Source organism: Flavobacterium sp. LHD-80, from assembly GCF_030929605.1.
Taxonomy (GTDB): Bacteria; Bacteroidota; Bacteroidia; order Flavobacteriales; family Flavobacteriaceae; genus Flavobacterium.
In genome coordinates, this window is the sequence record NZ_JAVFVS010000001.1 from 283,686 (window position 1) to 310,060 (window position 26,375).

25 protein-coding genes are annotated in these 26,375 nt (G+C 32.8%); 17 read left to right on the plus strand and 8 right to left on the minus strand.

Going from position 1 to position 26,375, the window contains the following annotated elements; all coding sequences use genetic code 11:
• Positions 1 to 128 precede the first annotated feature (128 nt).
• The gene (locus tag RB619_RS01190; RefSeq protein ID WP_308093103.1) at positions 129 to 512 is read right to left on the minus strand and encodes a flagellar motor protein MotB; all 384 of its coding nucleotides are present in this window, start codon (positions 510 to 512) and stop codon (positions 129 to 131) included.
• Between the two features lie 271 nt (positions 513 to 783).
• On the opposite strand from RB619_RS01190, the gene RB619_RS01195 reads away from it, so the two are divergent.
• Positions 784 to 1,230, plus strand: a complete 447-nt coding sequence (locus tag RB619_RS01195; RefSeq protein ID WP_308093106.1) for a hypothetical protein — start codon at positions 784 to 786, stop codon at positions 1,228 to 1,230.
• A gap of 52 nt (positions 1,231 to 1,282) precedes the next feature.
• On the opposite strand, the gene RB619_RS01200 is transcribed toward RB619_RS01195, so the two are convergent.
• The 4 genes from RB619_RS01200 to RB619_RS01215 all read right to left on the minus strand — a co-directional run bounded on the left by RB619_RS01200 (position 1,283) and on the right by RB619_RS01215 (position 4,093).
• Positions 1,283 to 1,669, minus strand: a complete 387-nt coding sequence (locus RB619_RS01200) for a secretion protein (protein WP_308093107.1) — start codon at positions 1,667 to 1,669, stop codon at positions 1,283 to 1,285.
• A 374-nt stretch (positions 1,670 to 2,043) separates the two neighbouring features.
• Positions 2,044 to 2,451: a T9SS type A sorting domain-containing protein gene (locus tag RB619_RS01205; protein WP_308093110.1), complete on the minus strand. Its 408-nt coding sequence runs from the start codon at positions 2,449 to 2,451 to the stop codon at positions 2,044 to 2,046.
• A gap of 360 nt (positions 2,452 to 2,811) precedes the next feature.
• The gene (locus RB619_RS01210; protein WP_308093112.1) at positions 2,812 to 3,213 is read right to left on the minus strand and encodes a DUF3244 domain-containing protein; all 402 of its coding nucleotides are present in this window, start codon (positions 3,211 to 3,213) and stop codon (positions 2,812 to 2,814) included.
• Between the two features lie 478 nt (positions 3,214 to 3,691).
• Positions 3,692 to 4,093 (minus strand): T9SS type A sorting domain-containing protein, encoded by a 402-nt coding sequence (locus RB619_RS01215; RefSeq protein WP_308093114.1) that lies wholly within the window; start codon positions 4,091 to 4,093, stop codon positions 3,692 to 3,694.
• A 453-nt stretch (positions 4,094 to 4,546) separates the two neighbouring features.
• Between RB619_RS01215 and RB619_RS01220 the strand changes: the two genes are divergently transcribed.
• From RB619_RS01220 to RB619_RS01230, 3 genes are all read left to right on the plus strand, one after another.
• Positions 4,547 to 5,419 (plus strand): AraC family transcriptional regulator, encoded by an 873-nt coding sequence (locus RB619_RS01220; protein WP_308093117.1) that lies wholly within the window; start codon positions 4,547 to 4,549, stop codon positions 5,417 to 5,419.
• A 308-nt stretch (positions 5,420 to 5,727) separates the two neighbouring features.
• On the plus strand, positions 5,728 to 6,597 hold the full coding sequence (locus RB619_RS01225; protein WP_308093119.1) for an alpha/beta hydrolase-fold protein: 870 nt from the start codon (positions 5,728 to 5,730) through the stop codon (positions 6,595 to 6,597).
• Positions 6,598 to 6,696: 99 nt separating this feature from the next.
• Complete coding sequence (locus RB619_RS01230) at positions 6,697 to 7,218, plus strand: hypothetical protein (RefSeq protein ID WP_308093127.1); 522 nt, start codon at positions 6,697 to 6,699, stop codon at positions 7,216 to 7,218.
• A 76-nt stretch (positions 7,219 to 7,294) separates the two neighbouring features.
• On the opposite strand, the gene RB619_RS01235 is transcribed toward RB619_RS01230, so the two are convergent.
• Entirely contained in the window at positions 7,295 to 8,266 is a 972-nt protein-coding gene (locus tag RB619_RS01235; RefSeq protein ID WP_308093134.1) for a TerC family protein, read from the minus strand.
• 386 nt (positions 8,267 to 8,652) lie between these two features.
• Positions 8,653 to 9,669, minus strand: a complete 1,017-nt coding sequence (locus RB619_RS01240) for a glutamine synthetase beta-grasp domain-containing protein (RefSeq protein ID WP_035648945.1) — start codon at positions 9,667 to 9,669, stop codon at positions 8,653 to 8,655.
• A gap of 427 nt (positions 9,670 to 10,096) precedes the next feature.
• Here RB619_RS01240 and RB619_RS01245 point away from each other — a divergent pair, with 427 nt between their 5' ends.
• The 13 genes from RB619_RS01245 to RB619_RS01305 all read left to right on the plus strand — a co-directional run bounded on the left by RB619_RS01245 (position 10,097) and on the right by RB619_RS01305 (position 24,383).
• Positions 10,097 to 12,286 (plus strand): glutamine synthetase III, encoded by a 2,190-nt coding sequence (locus RB619_RS01245; protein ID WP_308093138.1) that lies wholly within the window; start codon positions 10,097 to 10,099, stop codon positions 12,284 to 12,286.
• A 393-nt stretch (positions 12,287 to 12,679) separates the two neighbouring features.
• Positions 12,680 to 13,297, plus strand: coding sequence for a hypothetical protein (locus tag RB619_RS01250; protein WP_308093140.1), 618 nt, complete (start codon positions 12,680 to 12,682; stop codon positions 13,295 to 13,297).
• Positions 13,298 to 13,361: 64 nt separating this feature from the next.
• Complete coding sequence (locus RB619_RS01255; protein WP_308093142.1) at positions 13,362 to 13,844, plus strand: hypothetical protein; 483 nt, start codon at positions 13,362 to 13,364, stop codon at positions 13,842 to 13,844.
• A gap of 4 nt (positions 13,845 to 13,848) precedes the next feature.
• A complete protein-coding gene (locus RB619_RS01260; RefSeq protein WP_308093144.1) occupies positions 13,849 to 14,586 on the plus strand; it encodes a CsgE family curli-type amyloid fiber assembly protein in 738 nt (245 codons plus the stop codon).
• A 75-nt stretch (positions 14,587 to 14,661) separates the two neighbouring features.
• Positions 14,662 to 15,138 carry a curli assembly protein CsgF gene (locus tag RB619_RS01265; RefSeq protein ID WP_308093147.1) on the plus strand — a complete coding sequence of 159 codons (477 nt, stop codon included), beginning with the start codon at positions 14,662 to 14,664 and terminating at the stop codon, positions 15,136 to 15,138.
• A 53-nt stretch (positions 15,139 to 15,191) separates the two neighbouring features.
• The gene (locus RB619_RS01270; protein WP_308093149.1) at positions 15,192 to 16,568 is read left to right on the plus strand and encodes a CsgG/HfaB family protein; all 1,377 of its coding nucleotides are present in this window, start codon (positions 15,192 to 15,194) and stop codon (positions 16,566 to 16,568) included.
• Positions 16,569 to 16,641: 73 nt separating this feature from the next.
• A complete protein-coding gene (locus RB619_RS01275) occupies positions 16,642 to 18,132 on the plus strand; it encodes a carboxypeptidase regulatory-like domain-containing protein (protein ID WP_308093153.1) in 1,491 nt (496 codons plus the stop codon).
• A gap of 189 nt (positions 18,133 to 18,321) precedes the next feature.
• Positions 18,322 to 19,500 (plus strand): AIR synthase related protein, encoded by a 1,179-nt coding sequence (locus tag RB619_RS01280; protein ID WP_308093155.1) that lies wholly within the window; start codon positions 18,322 to 18,324, stop codon positions 19,498 to 19,500.
• 99 nt (positions 19,501 to 19,599) lie between these two features.
• Positions 19,600 to 19,956, plus strand: a complete 357-nt coding sequence (locus RB619_RS01285) for a hypothetical protein (RefSeq protein WP_308093157.1) — start codon at positions 19,600 to 19,602, stop codon at positions 19,954 to 19,956.
• Positions 19,957 to 20,199: 243 nt separating this feature from the next.
• A complete protein-coding gene (locus tag RB619_RS01290) occupies positions 20,200 to 20,808 on the plus strand; it encodes a GNAT family protein (RefSeq protein ID WP_308093159.1) in 609 nt (202 codons plus the stop codon).
• 339 nt (positions 20,809 to 21,147) lie between these two features.
• On the plus strand, positions 21,148 to 23,484 hold the full coding sequence (locus RB619_RS01295) for a GH92 family glycosyl hydrolase (protein WP_308093160.1): 2,337 nt from the start codon (positions 21,148 to 21,150) through the stop codon (positions 23,482 to 23,484).
• 6 nt (positions 23,485 to 23,490) lie between these two features.
• Positions 23,491 to 23,859 (plus strand): hypothetical protein, encoded by a 369-nt coding sequence (locus RB619_RS01300; RefSeq protein WP_308093163.1) that lies wholly within the window; start codon positions 23,491 to 23,493, stop codon positions 23,857 to 23,859.
• A gap of 80 nt (positions 23,860 to 23,939) precedes the next feature.
• On the plus strand, positions 23,940 to 24,383 hold the full coding sequence (locus RB619_RS01305; RefSeq protein WP_308093165.1) for a hypothetical protein: 444 nt from the start codon (positions 23,940 to 23,942) through the stop codon (positions 24,381 to 24,383).
• A 99-nt stretch (positions 24,384 to 24,482) separates the two neighbouring features.
• On the opposite strand, the gene RB619_RS01310 is transcribed toward RB619_RS01305, so the two are convergent.
• Positions 24,483 to 26,342 (minus strand): PDZ domain-containing protein, encoded by a 1,860-nt coding sequence (locus RB619_RS01310; RefSeq protein ID WP_308093166.1) that lies wholly within the window; start codon positions 26,340 to 26,342, stop codon positions 24,483 to 24,485.
• Positions 26,343 to 26,375: the final 33 nt, after the last annotated feature.

Sequence of the window (26,375 nt, forward strand, 5' to 3'; positions counted from 1 at the left end):
TCTCCTTACGTCGAAATGACAATATTGCGGTTATTTTTCTCGGAATTAATCTTATTGCTGTAGATATTAAAATATAAAAAACCTCTCATTCCTGAGAGGTTTTTATTTATCTTGAGCAGCTTAATACACTAAACTTTCTTCCTCGTTCCTTTAGATTTCCGTTTCAACTTTTCAATAACGGCATCTGCTTTTTCATTTTGGCAAATGAATCTTAATGATTCTGCGTAGCGATAGTAATAAACAGGTTCTAAGTCAGAGGTCATGGCAAAAAGTTTATCATACCAGTCGGCTGCTTTTTCTAGTTTGTCATGTTGATAAGAGGAATCTCCTAATTTCTGAAATAAGTCTACAGATTTGTAGCCTTTTGCAGCAATTTTCTCGTACGTTTTTATCACGTCAACATAAGCATATTTGTCGCTTATTTTATCAGTTATATAAACTTTTTCACTTTGAGCAGCAGCACCAAATGAAAAAACAATCAATAATACTAAAACAATAAGTTTCTGTTGCATAAGTATTAGTTTAAAAGATTGGTTTTGATAGTCATTTTTTCTTCTGATAATTTTATTATGAACTGCTAGTTCAGTTTGCAAATATATCTAAATCAATGATATAACGTGTAATTGAACGACGTTTTTTTTCATTTTATCGATTTTAATATATTGACATAACTGCTATTTTTTAGTTTTAGTATGTTTTTGACTAAAAAAGAATTTCTAGAGACCATTTTTTATCAATTTGAAATATATAATCTAACTTTATATTTGTAAAGCGATCATTATCATGATAATACAGGAATATTTGGTTAAACTAGATCTTTTGCAGAAAGAAGAAATAGATCTTGAAAGATTTGACAATGCTTTAGAGCAAATTATTGCGAAAACTTCATCAACAAAAACGAAAAACTATTTTACACTTGATTCTCTTTTTCAGAAATCAGCTTCTAAAGGAATTGCAATAAATTCAGAAATTATAAAGCAATTTTCAAATCATTCTGGTTTGCTTTTTTTAGAAGAAGAAGGAGGAGGAAATGTATGTTATGCAGAAAGCACTGAATTACGATCAGAATACAAGCAAAGTTTCATATTAATAGATGTATTAGATTATATCTATGCTTTTGTACATTCCTCTATTTACAAAGAAACTCAAAAAATCATATTGCCAATTGATGCCGATGTTTTTTGGGATTTGGTAAAAATTGGGAGCAATATTCGGAAAACAGAAAAATAAAAAAAGCAGCTCCTGGAACGAGCTGCTTTTGTTTTTGTGGGGACAAAAAGGGTTAGCGACGGAAAGACGGGCTTTGGTTTACTGATTCGTCTAACTTTACAGCTTTCACTTTTTTTGCTGCAACTTTAATTTCATGTTTCGCAATTTTACCGTTTTCTGATACTTCTAAAACATAAGTTCCAGCTGGATGACCTTCTAAGCTTATTGTTTTTGAAATTTCTAATTTATCTGCTGCAGATGCTCCAGTATAAATTAAATTGTGGTTTTCATCATAAATAGAAAAAGAAGTGTTTTCAACGGTGTCTAAAGTAAAGCTTACTACTTTTCCGTTTCCAGTAACTATATTTAAAATATAGTCTCCTTTTCCATCAAATGCGTAGGTAAAAATCGATGTAAATAAAAAGGCGGCAATCAAGCCCATTTTGGTAAATTTTGTCATGTTTTTTTAATTGTTTTTTAAAAGTTTAATACTAAATAGTGGAACGGCAAAACTACAAAAGAAATTTAATTTTGTGCAAAAAATAGCCGTTTTCAAACGGTTAAGTTGCTGAATTAAAGATGTTTCTGTATTTTTCTTACAGTATGTACGAAAAAAAGCTGTTTTTGGATTTTTTTTGATGATTTTTTTTAAAAGTGTAAAAATCAGACTTTTAAAATTATTAGGAATAGTTTTGTGAAAAAACAAAAATCGGGATAAATCAGGAAAAATTAGGCATAAAAAAAACAGCTCAATAACCACAAAGAGCTGTTTGTAAAACAATCACGTTTTTACTAACTATCTAACCTTATACTCTTATGAGAAGTATAACTTTTTTAGCGTACTGCTACGCTAGTATTTTTAGCAGCGTTACCTGCTTTATAAGTTGTCGAAACTGCTTTTGATGATAAAACTGAGATGCCATCAGTAACCGTAATTTCGTGTCTTACTTTTTTTGTACTGTCTTCAATTTCTAGATAGTAAGTTCCCTTTGGAAACTCTTCTAAGCTAAAAGTTCTTAGGATTCCGTCTTTACCTGAAGCGCTTTCAGAGTAAATCAATTCTCCATTTTTGTCGTAGATTGCTAAATTGGCTTTTGTAACCTGATTAAGAGCAAACGTAATTAGTTTTCCATTTCCTTTCAAAACGTGAACATTCAAATTGTCATTCCCGTCAATTGCAAAAGCGCTGCTTCCTGCAAAAAGTACTGCACATACTAAACTTAATTTTAAAATCTTTTTCATAATCTTAGTTATTAAATTAATAGTTCTAATTATCTGATGCTAAATTACTCTTGAAATAGCTGTTTCAACACAACTCTATTTGCAGATTTATATGCTGTATTCTCATTTACGAAACCGATATAGGTTAAAGTTTGAATTATAATCGGTGTTTTTGTTAAATTGGTTGTTATTTTTCAAAGTTTTTAATCGGCTCAGAATAAAGGTTTTCGGTTTTGAATAAAGAAATTCAAACTTTTAAATAAAAATCCTGAAGGAATACAGCGAAAAAATATCGGCCCCAAAAAAAACAGCTTCCTTTTATTAAGAAAGCTGTTTTAAAGAATATAAAATCTAATTTTGTTTTTCAATACAAGCATCATTTTAACGTGCGGCTACGCTTGTATTTTTAGAAAATCCCGATTTGTAAACAGACGAAATTGCTTTTGCTGACAAAACTGTTTTTTCATCAGTTATCGTAATTTCATGTTTCACTTTCTTTACATTATCTTCTACTTCTAAATAGTAAGTTCCTTCTGGAAATTCTTCTAAATTAAAAGTTCTCAAAATTCCATCTTTACCAGAAGCACTTTCTGAATAAATTAGAGTTCCATCTTTGTCGTAAATTGCTACGTTTGCTTTTTTAACTTGGTTAAGTGCAAACGTGATCAGTTTACCATTTGTTTTTAACACGTGAACGTTCAAATTATCGTTCCCGTCAATTGCAAAAGCGCTCATTCCTGTGAAAAGCACTGCACACACTAAACTTAATTTTAAATTTTTCATAGCATTAGTTTTTAAATTAATAGATCTAATTCTCTGATGCTAAATTAGTTACAATGCAGGGGTAATTGCACAACTCCATTTGCAGATTTCGATGCTGTATTCTCATTTACGAAACCGTTATAGGTTAAATTTTGAATTTAATTTAATGATTATGTTAATTGGGTGGTTATTTTTTAAAGTTTTGATGATTTTGGCTTTGCATTTAATTCATGATTTGTTTACAAAGCAAACGTGTTTAACCGCAAAGACCGCAAAGTCGCAAAGGTGTTACGCAAAGTTCGCAAAGCTTTAAATATAAAACCTTGCGAACTTTGCGTAACACCTTTGCGACTTTGCGGTTAAAAAAAATCTACACTTAAATAAAAAGCAAAAAAAAAACAGCTCAATAACCACAAAGAGCTGTTTCTAAAACCTGACGGTTTTTAAACTTTACTAACTATCTAACCTCATTTTTATACTGTGTTCGAGTATAACTTTTTTAGCGTACTGCTACGCTTGTATTTTTTGCAGCTGTTTTGTAAACAGATGAAATTGCTTTTGATGATAAAACTGTAGCATCATCAGTAATTGTAATTTCGTGTCTTACTTTTTTAGCGCTGTCTTCAACTTCTAAATAATAAGTTCCAGCTGGAAATTCTTCTAGACTGAAAGTTCTTAAAATACCATCTTTTCCAGATGCGTTTTCAGAATATAATAAAGTACCGTCTTTATCATAAATAGATAGATTAGCTTTTTTTGTTTGGTTTAAAGCAAACGTGATAAGCTTTCCATTTCCTTTTAATACGTGAAGACCAAATTCTCCTTCTCCATTAATTGCATAAGTATTTAATCCTGATAATAATACCGCAACTACTAAACTTAATTTTAAAATCGTTTTCATAATTCTCTATGTTTAAATTATTAGTTCATTTTTCTGATGTAAAATTACTGCAGCAGCTGCTTTTTAAACACAACTCTATTTTCCAATTTATATGCTATATTCTCATTTACGAAACCGATATAGGTTAAAATTTAAATTATTTTAGGTGTTTTTGTTAATTACGATATTATTTTTCAATGTTTTGATAAAAATGCGGTTTGTTAAAATATTCCGTTTTTCTTACAGAAATGCTATATCAATATAAAAAAGCGGTTTTAAATATGATATTTTAAAAAAATCACGGATAAAAAAAATCAGACCCTAAAAAAAGAGCTGTTTTGGTATAAAATCGGCAAGATGATTTTGTTGGTTTTCGTGAATAATTCTCATTTACGAAACCGTTATAGGTTAAAATTTAAATTATTTTAGGTGTTTTTGTTAAATTTGCTATTATTTTTTAAAGATATATATATCATGAAAACAGTCGCCCCAGCTCTTGAAGTGATATCAAACTCATACGGAAGTTCTTTCACCTACACTAAACATGCCGAAAAGACCAACAGTAAAGCCCATTTATGGCATTATCATCCAGAAATTGAGTTGGTTTATATTAATGGAGGTGCGGGAAAAAGACAAATAGGAAGCCATGTTTCTTATTACACCAATGGAGATTTGATATTAATAGGTGCAAATTTGCCACATTGTGGTTTTACAAATGAACAAACGGGAAATAAAAAAGAAACCGTTATTCATATTAAACCAGAATTTTTAGGGAATGATTTTTTTGTTGCACCCGAAATGAAAAGAGTGCAGAATATTATTAGTCAGTCAAAAGCCGGAATTGCTTTTAACGGAGAGACTAAAAAACAGATTGGCAAAAAAATCGAAATGATGGAGCATCAGCTTCCTTTTGAGCGTTTGCTGACACTTTTGAGTATTTTAGATGAATTAGAAGCATCAGATGAATATACGGTTTTAAATGCTGACGGATTTTCGTTAGAATTGCAAACACAGGACAGTGATCGTATGAATTTGGTTTTTAATTATGTGAAAGATCATTTTCAGGAATCTATAGCTATTGACGAAATTTCAAATCTGGTTAGTATGACGACGCCTTCGTTTTGTCGCTATTTCAAAAAGATTTCGAATAAAACATTTACTGAATTTGTAAATGAATATCGTTTAGTTCACGCTTCTAAACTTTTGGCAGAAAAACAAATTAGTATTAATGAAGTTTGTTATGAAAGCGGTTTTAATAATTTCAGCCATTTCAGCAAATCGTTCAAACAATATACAGGTAAAAGCGCATCGCAATACCGTTTAGAGCACAAAATTATAATTAGTTAGTTTTTTTAGGCCACTGATTACACAGATTGAAATGATTTTTTTGCTGCCACGAATTGCACTAATTTTCACGAATTAAAATTTGATAAAGTTTTAAATTTTGTCAAAGTTGGAATCGCATAATTAAAAATTAGTGGGAATTAGTGTAATTCGTGGCAAAATAATTTGATCAAAAATATAAATCCATAGAATCATTTTAATCTGTGGCAAAAAAAACAAATCCGATTAGCAAAAGCTGGTCGGATTTTTCATATATTTTATTTTGAAAAAAGTATATTTACATTCCCTAATCAGAAAAAAAATATATAAAAATGAAGAAATTTAAAATGCTGTTGTCTGCATTTTTGCTTTGCGTAACTACCATGACATACGCTGCAAAAGTAGATACTTTACAAGTTGCCAGTACCGCGATGGGTAAAACCTATAAAGCGGCGGTAGTTTTACCAAATTCTTATGCTAAAAGCAAACAAGCTTTTCCGGTTATGTATCTTTTACATGGTGCTTATGGACATTTTAGCGACTGGTTAAAAAATACGCCAAACAAAAAATTAGTTCAGAGTTTATCAGATCAATACAATATGATTATTGTGATGCCAGAAGGCGAAGTGTTTAGTTTTTATCTAGACAGTCCGGTAAATAAAGAAAGTCAGTTCGAGACTTTTATAACTCAGGAAGTAATTCAGAAAGTAGATAAAACCTACCGAACCATCAGCAATAAAAATGGAAGAGTAATTACAGGGCTTTCAATGGGTGGCCATGGTGCTTTGTATCTTTCAGCAAAACACCCCGATTTATTTTGTGCAGCCGGAAGTATGAGTGGCGCAGTTGATATGAGTACGATGTTGAACAGAGATTCGGCAGCTCAAGTTGTAAAATTAATGCAGCCTGTTTTTGGAGATAAAAGTGGCAGTACCGAAATGTACGAGCAATATGCTGTTATGAATATGCTCGATAAAATAAAAGCAAATAAATTGCCGTTGATTATTGATTGTGGCGTTGATGATTTTTTAATTGAACCAAATAGAGAATTGCACCGAAGATTAGTTTACAACAAAGTAGAGCACGATTATACCGAACGTCCTGGAGCGCATACTTGGGAATATTGGGAAAATTCACTACCTTGCCATATATTATTTTTCAATAAAATATTGCTTAAAAACCAAGTTGTTGCGAAAAAATAATTAGAAATTTTATTCAAAAACCTGTTTGACAAAATTTTTGGTTTGGTTTTTGGAATGCTTTTATAAATTTTTAAAAACAATTTAAATACCACAAATATTATGAAAAAGATACTTACCTTATTTGCCCTAGTTGGATTAATTGCTTTTACAAGCTGTGAAGGGCCAGAAGGACCTCCGGGAGAACCAGGGCCAGCGGCGGAAGTTTTCCAAGTTAAAGGAGTGAATTTTACGGCATCAAACAATTATAATCCTATAATTCCTTTAAATCCAAATATTTTTTCATCGGATATGGTTCTAGTTTACAGAAAATCTGGTGTAGATAATGGTGCCGATGTTTGGAAAATGGCTCCAGAGCTTTATTATTTTGATGATGGAACTTTTAACTTTGGTTATAATTTTAATTTCACATTAAGAGATGTCAGTATTTATTTAGATGGAGGAGATTTAGCAACTGTTGTTGATGGTTTTAGATTAAATCAAACTTTTAGAATAGTGATTATTCCAGGATATTTATCAGGCGCTGCTAAGTCAGTTAATAAACCTGATTTTTCAGATTATCATGCAGTTATTGCCAAATACGGTATTGATGACAGCAAAGTAAAAGAAATTACGGTTAAATAATTTTAGATGTAAATTCAATAAAAAAAAGGAAATCGTAAGATTTCCTTTTTTTTATTATGATTATGTTTTATAAATATTATTGTTCCGTAGAATCTGAATCAGTTAATAGTTTTTCTTTTCCAAATTTAAGAGAAACCAAAATCCCTACTAAAAGTGACAAAGCGATAAATCCTAAAGAAGCCCATTCTGGAACGTGAATCCAATCGTGAAGAAGCATTTTCAATCCTACAAAAGCTAAAATTGCAACTAAACTGTATTCCAAATAACTGAATTTTGCCAGCATGTTTGCCAAAAAGAAATACATTGAACGCAAACCAAGAATAGCAAAAATATTAGAACTGAATACTAAAAACGGATCTGAAGTAATTGCTAAAATCGCTGGAACGCTGTCAACTGCAAATAAAACATCCATTACTTCAATAACTATTAAAGCAACAAAAAGTGGAGTGGCAGCTTTTTTTGCGGTTTTGGTTGAAATGAAGAACTTTTCACCATCCATTTCTGCTGTTATCGGAATAACCTTTCCTAGTAGTTTATATATAAAGGAATCTTTTGGGTGAAAATCTTCATCTTCTCCAGAAAACAACATTTTTAAAGCAGTAAATATTAAGAAAGCACCAAACAGATAAGTTGTCCAAGTGAATTTATTAATCAGCATTACTCCGAAGAAAATCATCAAGCCACGGAAAACAATCGCGCCCAGGATTCCCCAGAATAAAACTCGGTGTTGGTATTTTTGCGGAATTTTGAATGAAGCAAAAATAATTGCAATTACAAAAATATTATCAACGCTTAGTGAAAGCTCAATTAAATATCCCGTAATAAACTTCATCGAAGCCGCCATAGGAAGCAACTTGTCAGGATTTGCAATATAGTCTGTAGTGTACAGCCAATAAATTACTCCCGAAAATAAGAAAGATAAAGTAACCCAGATCAATGTCCATTTACTGGCTTCTTTGGTGCTGATGATATGTGGCGTTTTATTGAAAACACCTAAATCTAAAGCAAGAATTAATACAACAGCAATTAAAAACAGAGTCCAGACCATTACGATAATTTTTTATAGTGATATACAAAGATAGGCTTTGATGTTTAACTTTTAAAAATTTATTGTACGAAACTTGTTCTTAAATTAAAGAGAATTTTGTAAAATGTTAGATGTGAAAGGTAAAAAGCATTTCGACTTCGCTCAATGTGACAATTGTTGTTTATTAGAACTTTGTCAAAGTTTAACACACTCTTGTCATTCCGAGGAACGAGGAATCTCTGCAAGAAGCTCTATAAAGATGGGATTATGGGAGCGGAGTTTCTTACGGAGATTCCTCGTTCCTCGGAATGACAAACTGTACTGTATTTCGATTCTGCTCACGCTATAAAATAAAAAAAGTGCCAGTAATAAAACTGGCACTTTTAGAATATAAATTAAGCTTTGAATTATAGCGCTGATTTAACAGTTTTGATAATTCTTGCAGCAATTTTGTATGGATCTCCGTTTGAAGCTGGTCTTCTGTCTTCCAACCATCCTTTCCATCCTTTTTGAACAGTCATCAAAGGAATTCTGATAGAACATCCTCTGTCTGAAACTCCATAAGAGAAATCGTGGATAGAAGCAGTTTCGTGTTTACCAGTTAAACGTTGGTCATTGTAAGCTCCGTAAACTGCGATGTGCTCAGCAGTAACAGGACGGAAAGCCTCACAAATTCTTTCGTAAGTAGCTTGATCTCCGCAAGTTCTCAATACATTGTTAGAGAAGTTAGCGTGCATTCCAGAACCATTCCAGTCAGTATCTCCTAGAGGTTTTGGGTGATATTCAATATAGTAACCATATTTCTCAGTCAAACGATCTAATAAGTAACGAGCAACCCAGATTTCATCTCCAGCTTTTTTAGCTCCTTTAGCGAATAATTGGAATTCCCATTGTCCGCAAGCAACCTCTTGGTTGATTCCTTCAAAGTTGATTCCAGCAGCGATACATAAATCAGCATGCTCTTCAACTAATTTTCTTCCGTGTGTGTTTTTTCCACCTACTGAACAGTAGTACATCCCTTGTGGAGCAGGGTATCCTCCAACTGGGAAACCAAGTGGAAGTTGAGTTTTAGTATCCATGATGAAATACTCTTGCTCGAAACCAAACCAAAAATCATCATCTTCATCATCAATTGTAGCTCTTCCGTTAGATGGGTGTGGAGTTCCGTCAGCATACATAACTTCAGACATTACTAACCATCCATTGATACGAGTTGGATCTGGATAAATTGCAACTGGAACTAAAAGACAGTCAGAAGAACCACCTTCAGCTTGTTTAGTTGATGAACCATCAAATGACCAATTTCCAAGTTCTTCTAATGTTCCTTTGAAATTTTCGTGCTCTTCAACTTTAGTTTTACTTCTAAGATTTTGAGTTGGCTCGTATCCATCTAACCAAATGTACTCTAACTTAATTTTAGCCATAATAATATAAATTTATTTTTTTTGTTTTTTCGCTGGGTCAAATATAGATTTATTTTTTTACTCCTAAAAATTAGGGGGCTATTTTGTTTTGCGGAGTATAATTTTTTAGAGAAGCATAATTTTCGCAGGGGTATATTTTTAAAAAAGCAATTTTTAACCACTATAAAAAATAAATTCGTAATAATTAAGGACTATTTTTGATTTTTTGAGTTAAGAAATTATGAAAAAATGTTTATTTAATGGGGATTATTGCTGTTTTTTGTTACATTTCTTGAATGCGTTTGGTTATTCTCTAAAAAAAGCATGATCTATTGAGAAATCACTGTTCAAAAATCTAAAACTTATATTCTAAACAGGCACTTTTATTGTTTATATTTGTTCCTCATTTTTTAGTGAAAATTATTACGAATTCTTAAAAATATTATACATGTCAACATTACGTTTTCAAGCTTTAAAAGAAGCTTCTACTAGAAAGCCGGTACACTTTGAAGAAATTGATAGAAAATCAAATCTTTTTGGTTCAAATGTGTTTAATGAAAAAGCAATGAAGCAGTACCTAACTTCAGATGCTTTAAAAGGAGTGCGAGATGCGATTCAGCATGGAACTAAAATAGAGAGAAAACTGGCAGATTATATTGCCATGGGGATGAAAGAATGGGCTTTGGCCAAAGGCGTAACACATTATACACACTGGTTTCAGCCATTAACGGGAACTACTGCAGAAAAACATGATGCATTTTTTGAAACTTCGTATGACGGAAGCGATCCTGTAGAGAAATTTGGCGGCGCACAATTGGTACAGCAAGAGCCAGATGCATCTAGTTTTCCAAACGGAGGAATCAGAAATACATTTGAAGCAAGAGGTTATACAGCTTGGGATCCTACATCTCCAGCTTTTATATATGGTACAACTTTATGTATCCCTACAGTTTTCATCGCTTATACAGGAGAAGCTTTAGATAATAAAATACCTTTATTAAGAGCATTATCTGCAATTGATGAAGCGGCTACAGAAGTTTGTAAGTATTTTGACAAAAACGTAAAAAAGGTAACTGCAACTTTAGGTTGGGAGCAAGAATATTTCTTGATTGATAAAGCTTTAGCAAATTCTCGTCCTGACTTAATGATGACGGGAAGAACATTATTAGGACATACCTCTGCAAAAGGACAGCAGTTAGACGATCATTATTTTGGTTCTATTCCAACTCGTGCTCTTACTTATATGAGAGATTTGGAGCAGGAATGTATGTTATTGGGAATTCCGGTAAAAACGCGTCATAATGAAGTAGCCCCAAACCAATTTGAGTTGGCACCAATTTTTGAAGAAACGAATTTAGCGGTTGATCACAACTCTTTATTAATGGATGTGATGCAGAGAGTTGCAGAACGTCATGATTTTAAAGTACTATTTCACGAAAAACCATTTAAAGGTGTAAACGGTTCAGGAAAACATAACAACTGGTCATTGGCAACAGATACTGGAGTTAATTTATTGAGTCCGAGTAAAACGCCAATGAGCAATTTACAATTTTTGACGTTCTTTATTAATACGATAAAAGCAGTAAATGATAATGAAACCTTATTAAGAGCTTCTATCGCAACAGCAAGTAATGACCACAGGCTAGGTGCAAACGAAGCACCGCCAGCAATTATGTCGGTATTTATTGGAGCGCAGTTGACAAAAGTTTTATCTGAATTAGAAAGTGTTACAACCGGAAAACTTTCTCCGGAAGAAAAAACAGATCTTAAATTAAACGTTGTTGGTAAAATTCCAGACGTATTATTAGATAATACAGACAGAAACAGAACTTCACCATTTGCTTTTACAGGAAATAAATTTGAGTTTAGAGCTGTTGGTTCAAATTCAAACTGTTCGAATGCAATGACAACTTTGAATGCAATTGTAGCAAAACAGTTGATTGACTTTAAAAATGAAGTAGAGAATTTGATCGAGTCGAAAGACATGAAAAAAGATGATGCCATTTTTAATGTATTAAGAGAATACATCAAACAATCAAAAAAGATTCTTTTTGAAGGCGACGGTTACAGCGAAGCTTGGGAAAAAGAAGCAGCAAAAAGAGGTTTAAGTAATTTTAAAACAACTCCAGAAGCTATTAAAGCCAAAGTTTCGAAACAAGCTTTAGACTTATTTGAAAAACTTGGAATTTTTAATCATGTTGAAGCAGAAGCGCGTTATGAGATTGAATTAGAGGAATATACTAAGAAAATCCAGATTGAAGGAAGAGTTTTAGGTGATATTGCTAGAAACCATGTTATTCCGACTGCAATTCGTTACCAAAATACTTTAATTGAAAATGTAAAAGGTTTAAAAGAAATCTTTGGAAAAGAATTTGAAAACATTGCAAAAGAGCAAATTACTTTAATTAAAGAAATCTCAGGTCATATTGAAGGAATCAATTCTAAAGTATTGGCAATGACTAATGAAAGAAAAAAAGCCAATCAATTGACCGATGCTCAAAAAATGGCAGAAGCTTATTGTAATAAAGTAAAACCTTATTTTGAAGATATTCGTTCACATTCTGATAAATTAGAATTATTAGTTGATGATGAAACTTGGACTTTAACAAAATATAGAGAGTTATTATTCACTAAATAACATTTTGCAAACATTTAGTTAAAGCCTGTCTCAAAAAGACAGGCTTTTTTTTATGAATATGTTAAAATAACCCCCTTTATAAGTTTTTTTAACGTCTGTTTAGCCATAAATGTAAAGAAATTATAAGAAATAAGTATTTTCTTACTAAGTAAAAAATCAAAAATGGCAGTTCATCGAGATAGTTTCACAGTTCATCGAAAACACGTTAAGTTCTTGTAAAATACGTATTTATACCTGTTTTGATTTTCGATAAGTTTCCTAATTTTGAAAAAGAAATCAAGAAATAAGCCCAAATTTCTAGTATAGATTTCGTTCGAAAAAGCCCAAATTTCGCATCCCCAAATTACAACCTGCATAATAATTTGTATTAATAACCAATTAAATATATTTATTATGAAAAAAGTAATTCTAAGCATCTCCGCGATGCTGTTTGTAGGTGTTGCCTTGGCACAAAACACTAGTAATGTTGACCAAAGCGGTTTTTTAAATGGAGCATTAGTTGTTCAAGTTGGATCAAATGATTCAGATGTTCAACAAGATGGTATTTTAAATACTGCAACTGTTCTTCAAATAGGTGTTGATAACTCATCAACTATTGATCAATTAGGTATTGGAAACTCTGCTTCAGTTACACAAATTGGATGGGGAAATACTTCTGATATTGAACAAGGTCCACTATTAGGAAATAGTGCTACAGTTTTCCAATTTGGAATTGACAATGATGCTGATCTAACACAAATCGGATTCTTTAATAGTTCTAGTGCAGTTCAAGTAGGTTGGGGCAACGATGCTAGTGCTTATCAATTTGGATGGGGCAACGTATCTGAAACTTATCAAGAAGGATTATTCAATTCAGCTTCAACAATTCAGCTTGGAATTGGAAACTATTCTAGTATTGATCAATACGGAGTTGCTAACTATGCTTTGACAGCACAATTAGGATGGGGAAATGTTAGTACTGTTACTCAAGCTGGGTTCTTAAATGGCAGCGTAGTGCTACAGGCAAACTAAAAAAACCAAGAAAAGGAAGGACTCGATATAATCAGTTCTTCCTTTTTTTATTATTTCAAAAATTATGAAAGCTATTGTAATCTTATTTTTTCTTTTTACAGGAATTGTATTCTCACAATCAATTGATGGGAATATGAATGATTATGTTATAGCCATGAATGAATCAAACAATCGCAATCAAAATCAGAATACAAACCAATATATTATAAGTCATAATATAGTCAAAATCGCTCAAATTGGCAATTACAATCAAGCCAATTTAACTATTATCAGTAATAATGCTAATGTAACTGCACAGCAAACTGGTAACAATAACTACATGAATGTCTACAAAAAAGCAGACGAAATAAACCAATCCTATATACAGTCCGGTAATAATAATTATATAAGTGATGTTTCATTTTACTCCCGCGGAGCTGAACAAATGAAAGTCAATCAAGAAGGCAATAATTTAACGATAGTCAGTACTGGATCAAATTCGATATCCAAAGATATGATCATTAATCAATCTGGAAATTCTGGTACTATTTACGTATTCAATCGCTAAGATCATGAAAAAGTATCTGAACATAATTGTTGCAACTTTTTTTATTTTTTTTTCTGAAAATGGATTTTCACAAACCGAATACAACAAAGAGGTAAAAGCGAAAATTGAAGTGAAAGAAATTGAAAATTTATTATTTATAACAGGAACTGCAGAAAATTTAAAATCAGAGTTTAAGAATATTTCATATAAGCTAAGTGTATTCAAGAAAAACAAATCAAATTCGAATAAATCAACAAACGCTCAAGACGGAAGAGTAACATTGGAGCCTATTCAAAAAGTTGAATTGTCAAAAACGCAAGTCAATTATACCAAACAGGATGAAGTGATTGTAATGTTGCTGATTTATGATGAAGCCAATGCAATAATAGGCAAAGATCGAATTGTTTTTAATGAAGAAACAGAATCAGATGCAGGAAAATCTGTCCCTGTTGATGGTATCGAAATGGTTGGAATTGTGGCCAATGATACCAAAACAAAGTTGGGAAATGATTTTTATGATATGTTTTATGCGCAATATTCTAAACTAAAAGTTCATACTACTAAAATTGTCAACGTTCAAGAAGAATTGACTTTTGGACGCACAACAAAAATTACAATATTAGTAGATAGTGATATTATAGAGGAGTTTATTTCACGTCCTGATGAAGATTTCTTAAAATACATGGCAGAATCATCTGCTTCAAAATTATTCAAGTATTTTAAAGATCAGGAAAAGCAAAGTAAGATGATTACTCAATACTAAAATTTGTAATTGAGTATATTTTTTTCGATAAAGAGTTTACTATTTAATGTTCAAAATAATAAAAAAAGTATCTATATGAAAACTATAGCATTACTCGTTTGCTTATTTGGTTTTACTACTATTTCGATAGCACAAAACCTTGCTTATAAGCCTGCAAACCCAAATTTTGGAGGAGACACTTTCAATTATCCTTGGCTGTTAAGTTCAGCTCAGGCTCAGAATGATTATAAGGAAGACAACACTTCGGCGTATAAACAGCAGACCGATTTGGAGCGTTTTAAAAGTAATTTGAATAATCAATTACTGAACAGACTTTCAAATTCTTTATTTGGCAATCAATTCGGATCAACCACTGGAGTCGCAGGAACTGGTACAGGAACAGGCACTGGTACAGGTACAGGAACGGGAACTGGCACAGGTCAGCTTTCTCCGGGAACTTATGTATTTGGAACTTTATCAATTGATATTTACCATTCCAATTTAGGATTGGTAGTCGATGTACTTGATACAGACACTGGCGAGCAGACACAAGTAATTTTGCCAGGTCAATAGATTTGAATTTTAGTGATAGTTAGGTTCATGTATTACTGTAAATAATTAAGATTATGAATAAAAGTCCCCTTTTTCTATTTTTATTAATTTGCCTATTCTCAGGATGTGGAGCATATTTTAATCAGCCTGTTGGGGTGCAAAAAGCCGTTTATGGAGAAAATACTCCCGCAACTGCTAAATTGGTAGAAATGCCAAAACCAAAAGAACAGGTAGTTGTAGGTGTTTATAAATTTAAAGACCAGACTGGACAATATAAGCCTACCGAATTAGGGAGTACCTTTAGTACCGCTGTTACACAAGGTGCAACATCAATCTTAATTAAAGCACTTCAGGACTCAAAATGGTTTGTACCTATTGAACGTGAAAACCTTGGTAACCTTTTAAATGAGCGAAATATTATTCGTTCAACTCGCCAGGAATATGCATCAAAAACAGAACCCAATGAGGCAGTTTTGACACCGCTTTTATTTGCAGGTGTTTTGCTTGAAGGTGGAATTATTTCTTATGATACCAATATTATTACCGGAGGTTTTGGTGCAAGATATTTTGGAGCTGGAGGTTCAACACAATACAGACAAGACCGCGTTACTGTTTATTTAAGATTGGTTTCTACTTCTAACGGAAAAATTTTAAATACAGTTTATGTTTCTAAAACTATTCTATCGCAAAGTGTCGACGCAAGTTTATTTAGATATGTTAACTTAAATAGACTTCTAGAAGTTGAAACAGGTTTTACGCGAAACGAACCCATTCAAATGGCCGTTACTGAAGCAATTGAAAAAGCGGTTGAAGGACTTATCGTAGACGGAATCAAAGATAAACTTTGGACAGTAGACGCACCACAAAAACAAGTTGACGATTTTGTAGCCCAATACGATAAAGAAAAAAGCGATGCCGATTTAGCTCAGTTATATAACAGAAATTTAAGCGAAAACAGAAGAGCACGATTTGGAATTGAAGCCGTAGGGGGAACAACCCTAATGCAAGGTGATTATCCAAACCCGAAACCTATGCCGATGGTAAGAGGTGCATTGAAGTTCTTTTTTTCTCCCATGTTCAACCTTAGTGCGTCATCAAACGCTTTTCAGGTAGCAAATAAAAATTATATGGATTACGGTTATCTCTCTTTAGATTTAAATCTGGAATGCATCGTATTGCCCCGGGACGTATTTACTCCTTATGTATTTGCTGGAACAGGATTCGAATTTGATCATCATCGTGAAAACTTTCACGCAAAAATACAAGCTGGAGCAGGACTTGAATATCTCGTTTCACCACATGTTGGAATAAAGCTCTACGGCGAATTTAATGCGGCTTTTAGTGATAATGTCGATCACTTGGTTGCTGGAGTCCGGGATGATTATTTCTATCGATTTGGTTTAGGAATGACCTATTATTTCCCTAAAAATCTTAATTATAAGAAAAAATAGCAGCCTTTAAATCTTTAATAACTAATGATTAAAGGATTAAGTTCAATATAAGTTTAATAAAATTCAGTCTCAAATGAAAATAGGATTAAAAATTTTGGCGTGCTTTATTCTTTTAATTTCTTGCAGCGAAGAAGGGTTCGAGGAAGGAGGAACAGGATCTGTAAAAGGAAGAGTTGTTGATGTTCGAACCTACAAAGGAATCGAAAATGCCCGTGTGTCTTCAAACCCCACAACGAGCACTGTTTATACGGATAAGGATGGATACTTTAAAATTGATAAAGTGTCAGCAGGTAAATATGCATTTCAGGCTCAAAAAGATGGTTTTATTGCCAGATTTCAACCGGCTACAATTGAAAAAGACATTGAAATCGAACTTATTTTTGAGTTAGAAGTGTCAACGGCAACTAATAAACCGCCAGAAATTCCAGTTCTTACGGCTCCTGTAGATAATGCTGTTGGTCAAGCCTTAAGCTTAAACTTAACATGGACTGCAAAAGATCCAGAGGGAGATCCGCTTACCTATACAGTAACAGTAAAAAACGGAACTACAGATGAAGTCAAAACCTATTCTGATCTAAAAACAACAACTTTAGCGATTAAAGATTTAAGTTTTAGTACCAAATATTATTGGCAGGTATCTGTAGATGACGGAATCAATAAGCCTATAAATAGTGTGACAAATTCGTTTACAACATTGGCTTTCCCGAATCCGAGATACATGTATGTTAAGAAAATAAAAAACAATAATGTGATTTTTACAGCAGATGATGCAGGAAATGAAGTTCAATTATCTTCTGCTGAAGTCAACAGCTATAGACCACGAAAAAATTTAAGCATCAACAGAATTGCCTATATCAGTTCTGATGGATCTTTAAATCAAATTTTCAGTATGAATCCGGATGGCACCGATGTCAAAAAAATAACAAATTTTGTCCCTATAGCCGGCTTTAATATGGATAATGTAAGTTATGCTTGGAGCACAAATGGAAGACAGCTTATTTATCCAAATTTTGACAAGCTCTATCGTATTGATTCTGATGGATCAGGTTTAGTGCAACTGTTTAAAACACCAAATGGTAAATTTATTTCAGAATGTGAATGGAGCCGCGATGGCAGTCGGATTATCTTAAAAGTAAATGATGTGTCAGGATACAGTGTTGAAATTTACGCAATAGACATGAGCGGAAATGTTTTATACACAGTGCTTTCTGGCGTGACCGGCGGAGCAAGCGGAATTGATATTTCTATTGACAATAAGAGTGTTGTGTACACTCGAGATGTCTCTGGATTTGAAAATGCAAATTACAGACGATTAGATTCTCGAATATTTATCTATACTGTAGCAACAAATACATCGGCAGAATTAGCTTCAAATAAAGAAAATGGTTTCAACGATCTTGATGTGAAATTTTCACCAAATGAAGCAAAAGTTATTTTTGTAAATACATCCAATGATGGATTGTCGGCCAAAAATATTCAAACCGTCAGTACAACATCAGACAGTAGTGGCACTAGTACAAGAACAACCTTGTTCCAGAATGCGTCAATGCCAGACTGGAAATAAAATATCAGAATTTTCGAATAATTTGAATTTAAAAAACCGGCAGTGTTCTCATTGCCGTTTTTTTTTTGAAACATTCATTTGCTAAATTAGGATAGTAAGACCGAATAAAATCTAATTTTAAATTGGAGAGCAACCAAAGAATTAAAAAAAGGGATTATCTTTGCATCACATCAACACAAACTAATTTTCATGAGTTCAGATTCTAGCAAAAGGTACGCACAAAGAGGTGTTTCGGCATCAAAAGAAGACGTACACAACGCCATAAAAAATATCGATAAAGGTTTATTTCCACAGGCATTTTGTAAAATTGTTCCTGATTATCTTACCCAAGATTCAGAACATTGTTTGATTATGCACGCTGACGGCGCTGGTACAAAATCGTCATTAGCGTATATGTATTGGAAGGAAACTGGAGATCTTTCTGTTTGGAAAGGAATTGCTCAAGATGCTTTAATCATGAATATTGATGATTTATTATGTGTTGGAGCAACAGATAATATCTTGCTTTCATCAACAATCGGAAGAAATAAAAACTTAATTCCGGCCGAAGTTATTTCAGCAATCATTAACGGGACAGAAGAATTAATCAACGAATTAAAATCTTTTGGAGTAACCATTCATTCAACAGGCGGAGAAACTGCAGATGTTGGAGATGTTGTGCGTACAATAATTGTTGACTCGACAGTAACGGCAAGAATGAAGCGTTCTGATGTTGTAGATAACGCAAACATTAAAGCTGGAGACGTAATTGTTGGTTTGGCTTCTTTTGGTCAAGCTTCTTATGAAAAAGGCTATAATGGAGGAATGGGAAGTAACGGATTAACTTCTGCACGTCACGATGTTTTCGGTAAATATTTAGCTAAAAAATATCCAGAAAGCTACGATGCAGCGGTTCCAGAAGAACTAATTTATTCTGGACAAGTTAATTTAACTGATGAAGTTGAAAACAGTCCAATAAATGCTGGACAATTAGTGCTTTCACCAACAAGGACTTACGCGCCAATCATCAAGAAAATTTTAGATAAATATACTCCGGCAGATATCCACGGAATGGTCCATTGCAGTGGAGGAGCACAAACTAAAATTCTTCATTTTGTTCAAAATTTACATATCATAAAAGACAATTTATTTCCAGTGCCACCATTGTTCAAGTTAATTCAGGAGCAATCAAAAACAGATTGGAAAGAAATGTATCAGGTTTTCAACTGTGGCCATCGTATGGAAATTTATGTTCCAGAAAATATTGCACAAGATATTATTGAGATTTCAAAATCATTCAATGTTGATGCACAAATCGTAGGAAGAGTAGAAGAAGCAGATGCTAAAAAGCTTACTATTACCAGCGAATACGGAACATTCGAATATTAAAATAATTCACATATAAGTGATATAAGTTCATTTTAGTTACTTTTTCAAGCGCTTTTAATATGAACTTATATCACTTATATGGTTTAAAAACATTTCATTATGTACGAACTGCTTTTTTGGAGATATTTAGATGAAATTTACCTGAACAACCAGGAAGTTTATGAAGCTCTTATTGAGAAAGAAGAGATCGAAGGGCTTGCCGTTCTTCCAGTCGATGTAATTATCAACAGAATCAATTCGGTATTTTCAAAATGGGAAAGAGTCGATGAAAACAGTTGGAAAAATAATGCAGGAAAAGGTGCTTTTCAAGTAATTACAACACCACAAAGCATAAAAATTGATTGTTATGGAACCGAAGGCAAAACCATGAATCAATTGGTTTCTGTAATGGAAGAATTTAAGTGTCCGTTGTATGATCCTCAAGTTCCAGAACGTTATGATGAAATGAGTGAATAATTTTTTGAAAAGAAATTATAGACTTTAGAAAAATAAAAGCAGAAAAGTAAAGTCCCTAATGGGGCTTTTTTTATTAAGATGATTTTTTTTTGCTACCAATATTTTACTCCTATCGGAGTGTATAAATTAGAAGAAATATCTCGGAGAGATCAAATATTGGTAGAATTTAAAATATCACCAATTATTATTTGTCCCGTAGGGACATTATATTTGAAGAATAATTTAACAAACAAAAAATAAATTATGAATAAAACATCAAATTTCAATTTCACAGACAATATCATTTTAGAAGACGATTCCGTTTTATTACGTCCGCTTCAAGAATCAGATGTAGAAAATTTATTGGATATCTCAATCAATGAGCCAGAAACTTGGAAATATTCATTAGTTGGCGCAGATGGAAAAGAAAATTTGATCAATTATATTCAGCAAGCAATAAAAGCAAGAGAAAGCGAAAAAGAATTTCCCTTTATAGTCTTCGATAAAAAATCTCAAAGGTATGCCGGTTCAACCCGCTTCTACGATATCAATCTTGATTTTAAAACTTTGCAGTTAGGTTATACTTGGTATGGTTCGGCTTTTAGAGGAACAGGTTTAAACAAACACTGCAAATTTTTACTTCTTCAGTTTGCCTTTGAAACACTTGGATTAGAAAGAGTTGAATTTCGCGCAGATAATAATAATGAAAGAAGCATCGCTGCGATGAAAAGCATTGGCTGTAAAGTCGAAGGTGTTTTAAGAAGCAATATGCCAACAAGAGACAACAATCTCAGACGTGATTCAATAGTTTTAAGCATTCTTAAAAATGAATGGTTTGATGAGGTAAAAGAAAACCTTAAAAACAAACTATAATAAAAAACGGCCAAAGGCTCAAACTATTTTTCAACGAGATTAAAATCAAGCTCTACAATATAAATCGTTCCTTCAGAACTTTTCTTGATTGTATATATTTTTTAAATCGATCGCATTTTTTCATAGAATCAAAAAAATGAACAGAATCATTGTAAAGAGCCATTAGGCTCGAGTCAAATTGTAGGGCTGGACTTCACTCCAGTTTAAATTGTGCTAAAATTTATATTTTTTAAAAGCATATTTTGTTGTATTTTTCTAACCTAAAAACACAGGTAAATCGTTTTAGTAAATACCTGATTTGTTTTTAGATAAAAATGTAATGATTTTAAAAAATACCCAATGAATAGAATAAACTGCAAAAGCCTTCTTTTCGGATTTTCATTTTTGATGCTTGGTACCATTTCAAATGCACAGAAAAAAAAAGTTGAAAAACGAAACTTAATTCAATATGTTGACCCAATGATAGGAACCGCAAGAATGGGACACACCTATCCAGGCGCAACAGTACCATTTGGAAGCGTTCAATTGAGTCCAGAAACCGATACCATTGCCTACAGCTTAAACGGAAAATACAATGGCGAAGTTTATAAATATTGCGCAGGTTATCAATATGAAGATAAAACGATTGTAGGTTTCAGCCACACGCATTTCAGCGGCACAGGGCACTCCGATTTAGGAGATTTTTTAATTATGCCAACAACTGGAAAACTGCAGTTAAATCCGGGCATTGCATCAAAACCAGAATCAGGATACAGATCAGCATTTTCACATTCGACTGAAAAAGCAGAATCAGCATATTACAGCGTTTTTTTAGAAGATCATAAAATTAAAGCCGAATTGACTGCTACAACCAGAGTCGGAATGCATCAATATACTTTTCCAAAGTCAGATGAAGCGCATATTATTCTTGATTTAACATCAGGGATCTATAATTACGACAAGAAAAATGTTTGGACATTTGTTCGTGTTGAAAACGATACTTTAATAACCGGTTACCGCCAGACAAATGGATGGGCAAGAACCAGAACTGTTTATTTTGCAATGTCTTTCAGCAAACCAATTAAAAACTATGGACAAGCTGCGCAAGAAAAAAGTGTTTACAGAGGTTTTTGGGGAAGATTTGATCAGACGAAAAATTTCCCAGAAATGGCAGGGCAAAATCTAAAATTATTTTTTGATTTTAATACCGAAGAAGGCGAAAAAATCAAAATCAAAATGGCTTTATCTCCAGTAAGTTCAGCTGGCGCATTAGAAAACATGAAAAAAGAAGTTCCAAGCTGGGATTTCGAAAAAGTAAAAAAACAGAGCCAGGAAGTTTGGAACAATGAGCTGAATAAAATTCAGATTGAAGCCATTCAGAAAGAAGATTACGTAAATTTTTACACCGCAATGTATCACGCTTTTTTAGGTCCAACAGAATACATGGATCTTGACGGGAATTACAAAGGCTTGGATATGAACGTTCATAAAGCCGAAAACTTTAAAAATTACACAAGTTATTCATTGTGGGATACTTATAGAGCTTTGCATCCTTTTTTCAACATTATACAGCCTGCAAGAAATGCCGATATGGTAAGTTCGATGTTGGCACATTCAGATCAGAGTGTGCATAAAATGTTACCAATCTGGTCACATTATGCAAATGAAAACTGGTGCATGATTGGTTATCATTCGGTTTCAGTGGTTGCTGATGCGATAGTAAAAGGAAATATAAAATTTGATGCCGAAAAGGCACTTCAGGCTTGTGTTAATACAGCGAAAGTTCCTTATTATGACGGATTGGAATATTATATGAAAATGGGTTATGTTCCCGAAGATAAAAATGGCGCTTCGGTTTCAAAAACTTTAGAATATGCTTATGATGACTGGGCGATTGCGCAGGCAGCGAAAAAATTAGGCAAAACAGCCATTTATAATGAATTCATCGAGCGATCTAAAAACTATAAAAACGTTTACGATGAGAAAACCGGATTCATGCGTCCTAAATTAAATGACGGAACTTTCAAGAAAGAATTTGATCCGCTGGATACACATGGACAAGGTTTTATTGAAGGGAATTCATGGAATTACAGTTTGTATGTCCCACAAGATCCTGCCGATATGATTAAAATGATGGGTGGAAATGATAAATTCAAAGTTCGTTTGGATTCATTATTCAACATGCATTTGCCGGATAAATATTTCGAAAATACCGAAGATATTACAAGAGACGGAATCATCGGAAATTATGTTCACGGAAATGAGCCTTCGCATCATGTAGTTTATTTATACAATTGGACAGATTCGCCTTGGAAAGCACAAGATAAAATCAGAATGATTTTGAAAAAAATGTATCGAAATGGTGCCGACGGTTTAGGAGGAAATGATGATTTCGGACAAATGAGTGCTTGGTATATTTTCAGCAGTTTAGGATTTTATCCTGTTGCACCGGGTTCAGACGAATATGTATTAGGAAGTCCCTTAGTAAAGAATGCAACTTTTAATTTAGAAAATGGAAAAAAATTCGAAGTTGAAACCGTAAATCAATCCGATAAAAATGTGTTTGTGAGCAAAGTTTTATTGAATGGGAAAGAACTTTCTGAACCTTTCTTAAAACATTCAGATGTTATGAAGGGTGGGAAAATTACATTTTATATGAGTAGTAAACCGAATAAAAAGAATTTTATTCGTAATTAATTTCAAATGGAAAAGGAAATTATAATTGAAAATGTTGGTGTCTGGATGGATGGGGGAACTGTCACATTAAAAATGAAAAAAGATAATTCAATTTTTTATGAAATTGATTTTGTACAAAAAGTCATTTTAGAAAAAAGTAAAAGACAAATTGAAAATAGTTTAGTTCCTGGGAGCCTCTTGTTGAACAGAAAGGAAGTTGAGATAAGATCATCATTAGAGAAGGAAATACTTTCAGAAATTAAAGCTGCTAAATTCGGAACAAACATATCCCAAAGTGAAATAGATGCGTTGAATCGGATAATTTTAGAAGCTATAAACTTTGTTGAATCTGAAGATTACATCACAGTTGCTAGAAAAGTTGGACGTATTAAATAATTAATTTTAATAAAAACAGAATTGTACCCAATTTTATAAAAACTTCACGAAATTTGCATTTCAATTAAAGACAATCAAATATGAAAATAAATCTAAAATCAGGAATCGATAAATTGCTTTTCGGAATGAAACAAAACGACGTTACAGCCGTTTTTGGAAAGCCTGATAAAAACTATAAAGACGAAGATGACAATGTGATTTTTGTATATAATTTACACAAAATCAGATTGACATTTTATGAAGAAGAAGATTTGAAGTTAGGGTATCTTGTTGCTTCAAGCAATGATTTAGAAGTTTTCGGATTCAAAATAATCGGAAGAAAAATTGCTGATGTAAAGAAAGATTTCGCTGCAAAAGGCATTACAAAATACAATCAGGAGACTTTTGATACTTTTGAAAATTACTTCAATGAAGACAATTGGTTTATTCTTCAAACAGAATTTGATGAAGTGGTAAAGTTCGAAATTGGAGCGATCATCAATGATAAAGATGAATTTGCTTGGAAATTTCCAGTGAAGAAATAAACGCATTTTAAAAACTTTGACAAAGTTACATAGCACATAATGAATCATAAAAAAAACCGACAATCACTTGTCGGTTTTTTTATATTGTATTAAAAGAAATTACCCTTTTAACCATGCATTTTTAAGTTTTTCTTTTGAAGCATCAGTAGCTTTAAAAGTTTCTGATTCTTCATAAGGATGTTTTACAGTTCCTTTAATAGTTTCTTCTTTTCCAGCACGTTTAATTTTTACAGTAATTGGATCATTTTCTTTCCAGTTGTCACTTTCTGTAATTAATTCGTAAATATTTGCTAGAGAATATGGTTTATCGTTTATTGCAACAATAACATCTCCGCCTTTAAGATTAAGGTTTTTGAAAAAATCATTCGGTTCAATATCAGAACGAACAGTAATTTCTTGAGTTTGTTTGTTTACAGAAATATAAGGAGTTTGTCCTTTAAGGAAAATTGGACCCGATTTTTTCTCAGTTGCTTTTGTTACACCTACTTTAGCTAAATAAACATCATAAGGAATTGGCGTAGTTCCGGCCACATATTTAGTTAAAAATTCTCCAACTTCAGGATAAGTCAGTTGTGTAATTTTTGCAAAAAGCTCCTCATCGTTGAATGGTTTTTCAATTCCGTATTCATTTGATAATTTGTGCATTAAGTCAAGAATTCCTCTTTCTCCGTTGCTCTTTTCTCTAATGATTATGTCAATACACATACCAATCAGTGCCCCTTTTTGATATACGTTTAAATATTGATCTTTGTAAGGTTCCTGTAAAACGTTTTTACTCATTACAGTAAATGACATAGTATCATTTAAACCTTTTGCCTGCTCAATTTTGTCAGCAATACGAGTATAAAATTCAGCTTCGTCGATCAAACCTTGGTTGATTTGGAAAAGGTTTGCAAAGTACTCTGTTACACCTTCATACATCCATAAATGCTCTGACATTTTTGGAGCATTGTAATCAAAAAACTGAATTTCTTTTGAGTGAATTGTCAATGGTGTTACAATATGGAAAAACTCGTGCGAAACCACATCTTTCATTGATTCAACCAACTTTTCTTTAGGCATTGATTCTGGCAATACAACTGTTGTAGCCGTTGGGTGCTCTAAAGCTCCGAAACCATGCGCATCATCTTTTGCTAAGCTTGATAAATACAATAAAACAGTATATTTTTTAGTCGAATTAATTTTTCCTAAAAAGTTTTTCTGCGCCGTCATCATCGTTTTCATTTCCGGAGTGATGCTTTCAGCAGTAAATTTTCCAGTTGGAGAATACACAGCAATTAAAATATCCATTCCGTTTACGTTGAATGTCGTGTAATCTGGCTTAGAATACATAATTGGATTTTCAACCAAAACAGCATAACGAGGCGTTACAAAAACATCACTTGTTTTGCTTGCATCTTCATCTGTCATCGACGTCGCGCCCCAAAGTGTTTCTGGATGTGTAATTGTAACTTTATAAGGAACATCTAGTTTATCTTGAAAATAACCTACAAAACCATGTGTGTTAACCATGAAGTTTACTCCAGCATTAATGTTTGTTCCTGCTGGTGAAAATACGTCATCATTACCAAAACCAGTTCCTTTTTCAGTATCGAAAGTATCGCCAACTAAATAAGTGATTTTTTTAAGTGTTTTTGCATTCGAAATTGACCAAGAATTATCGTCAATTCTTTTTACAGTTAGTTCGTTTCCTTTGGCATCAAAAGCTTTAAAATCGTCTGAATATTTACCATAATTATCTGTAGAATAAGTTCCAGGAACCGTCTTAGGGATACTGTAAATAATTTCATCCGTTTTAATTGCAGGAGGCGTTACAGTCACCAAAACTTTGTCGTCTTTTACATCAACAAGGTTAATGTTGACATCAACCGTTTTGCTTTTTGCATCTCCCGATGTGCTTCCGGTTTTACAGCTCCATAATGTTACAGCAAGAGCTAGTGTGTAGATTATTTTTTTCATTTGTTCGCGTTTAGTTTTGTGTATTTGACTTAT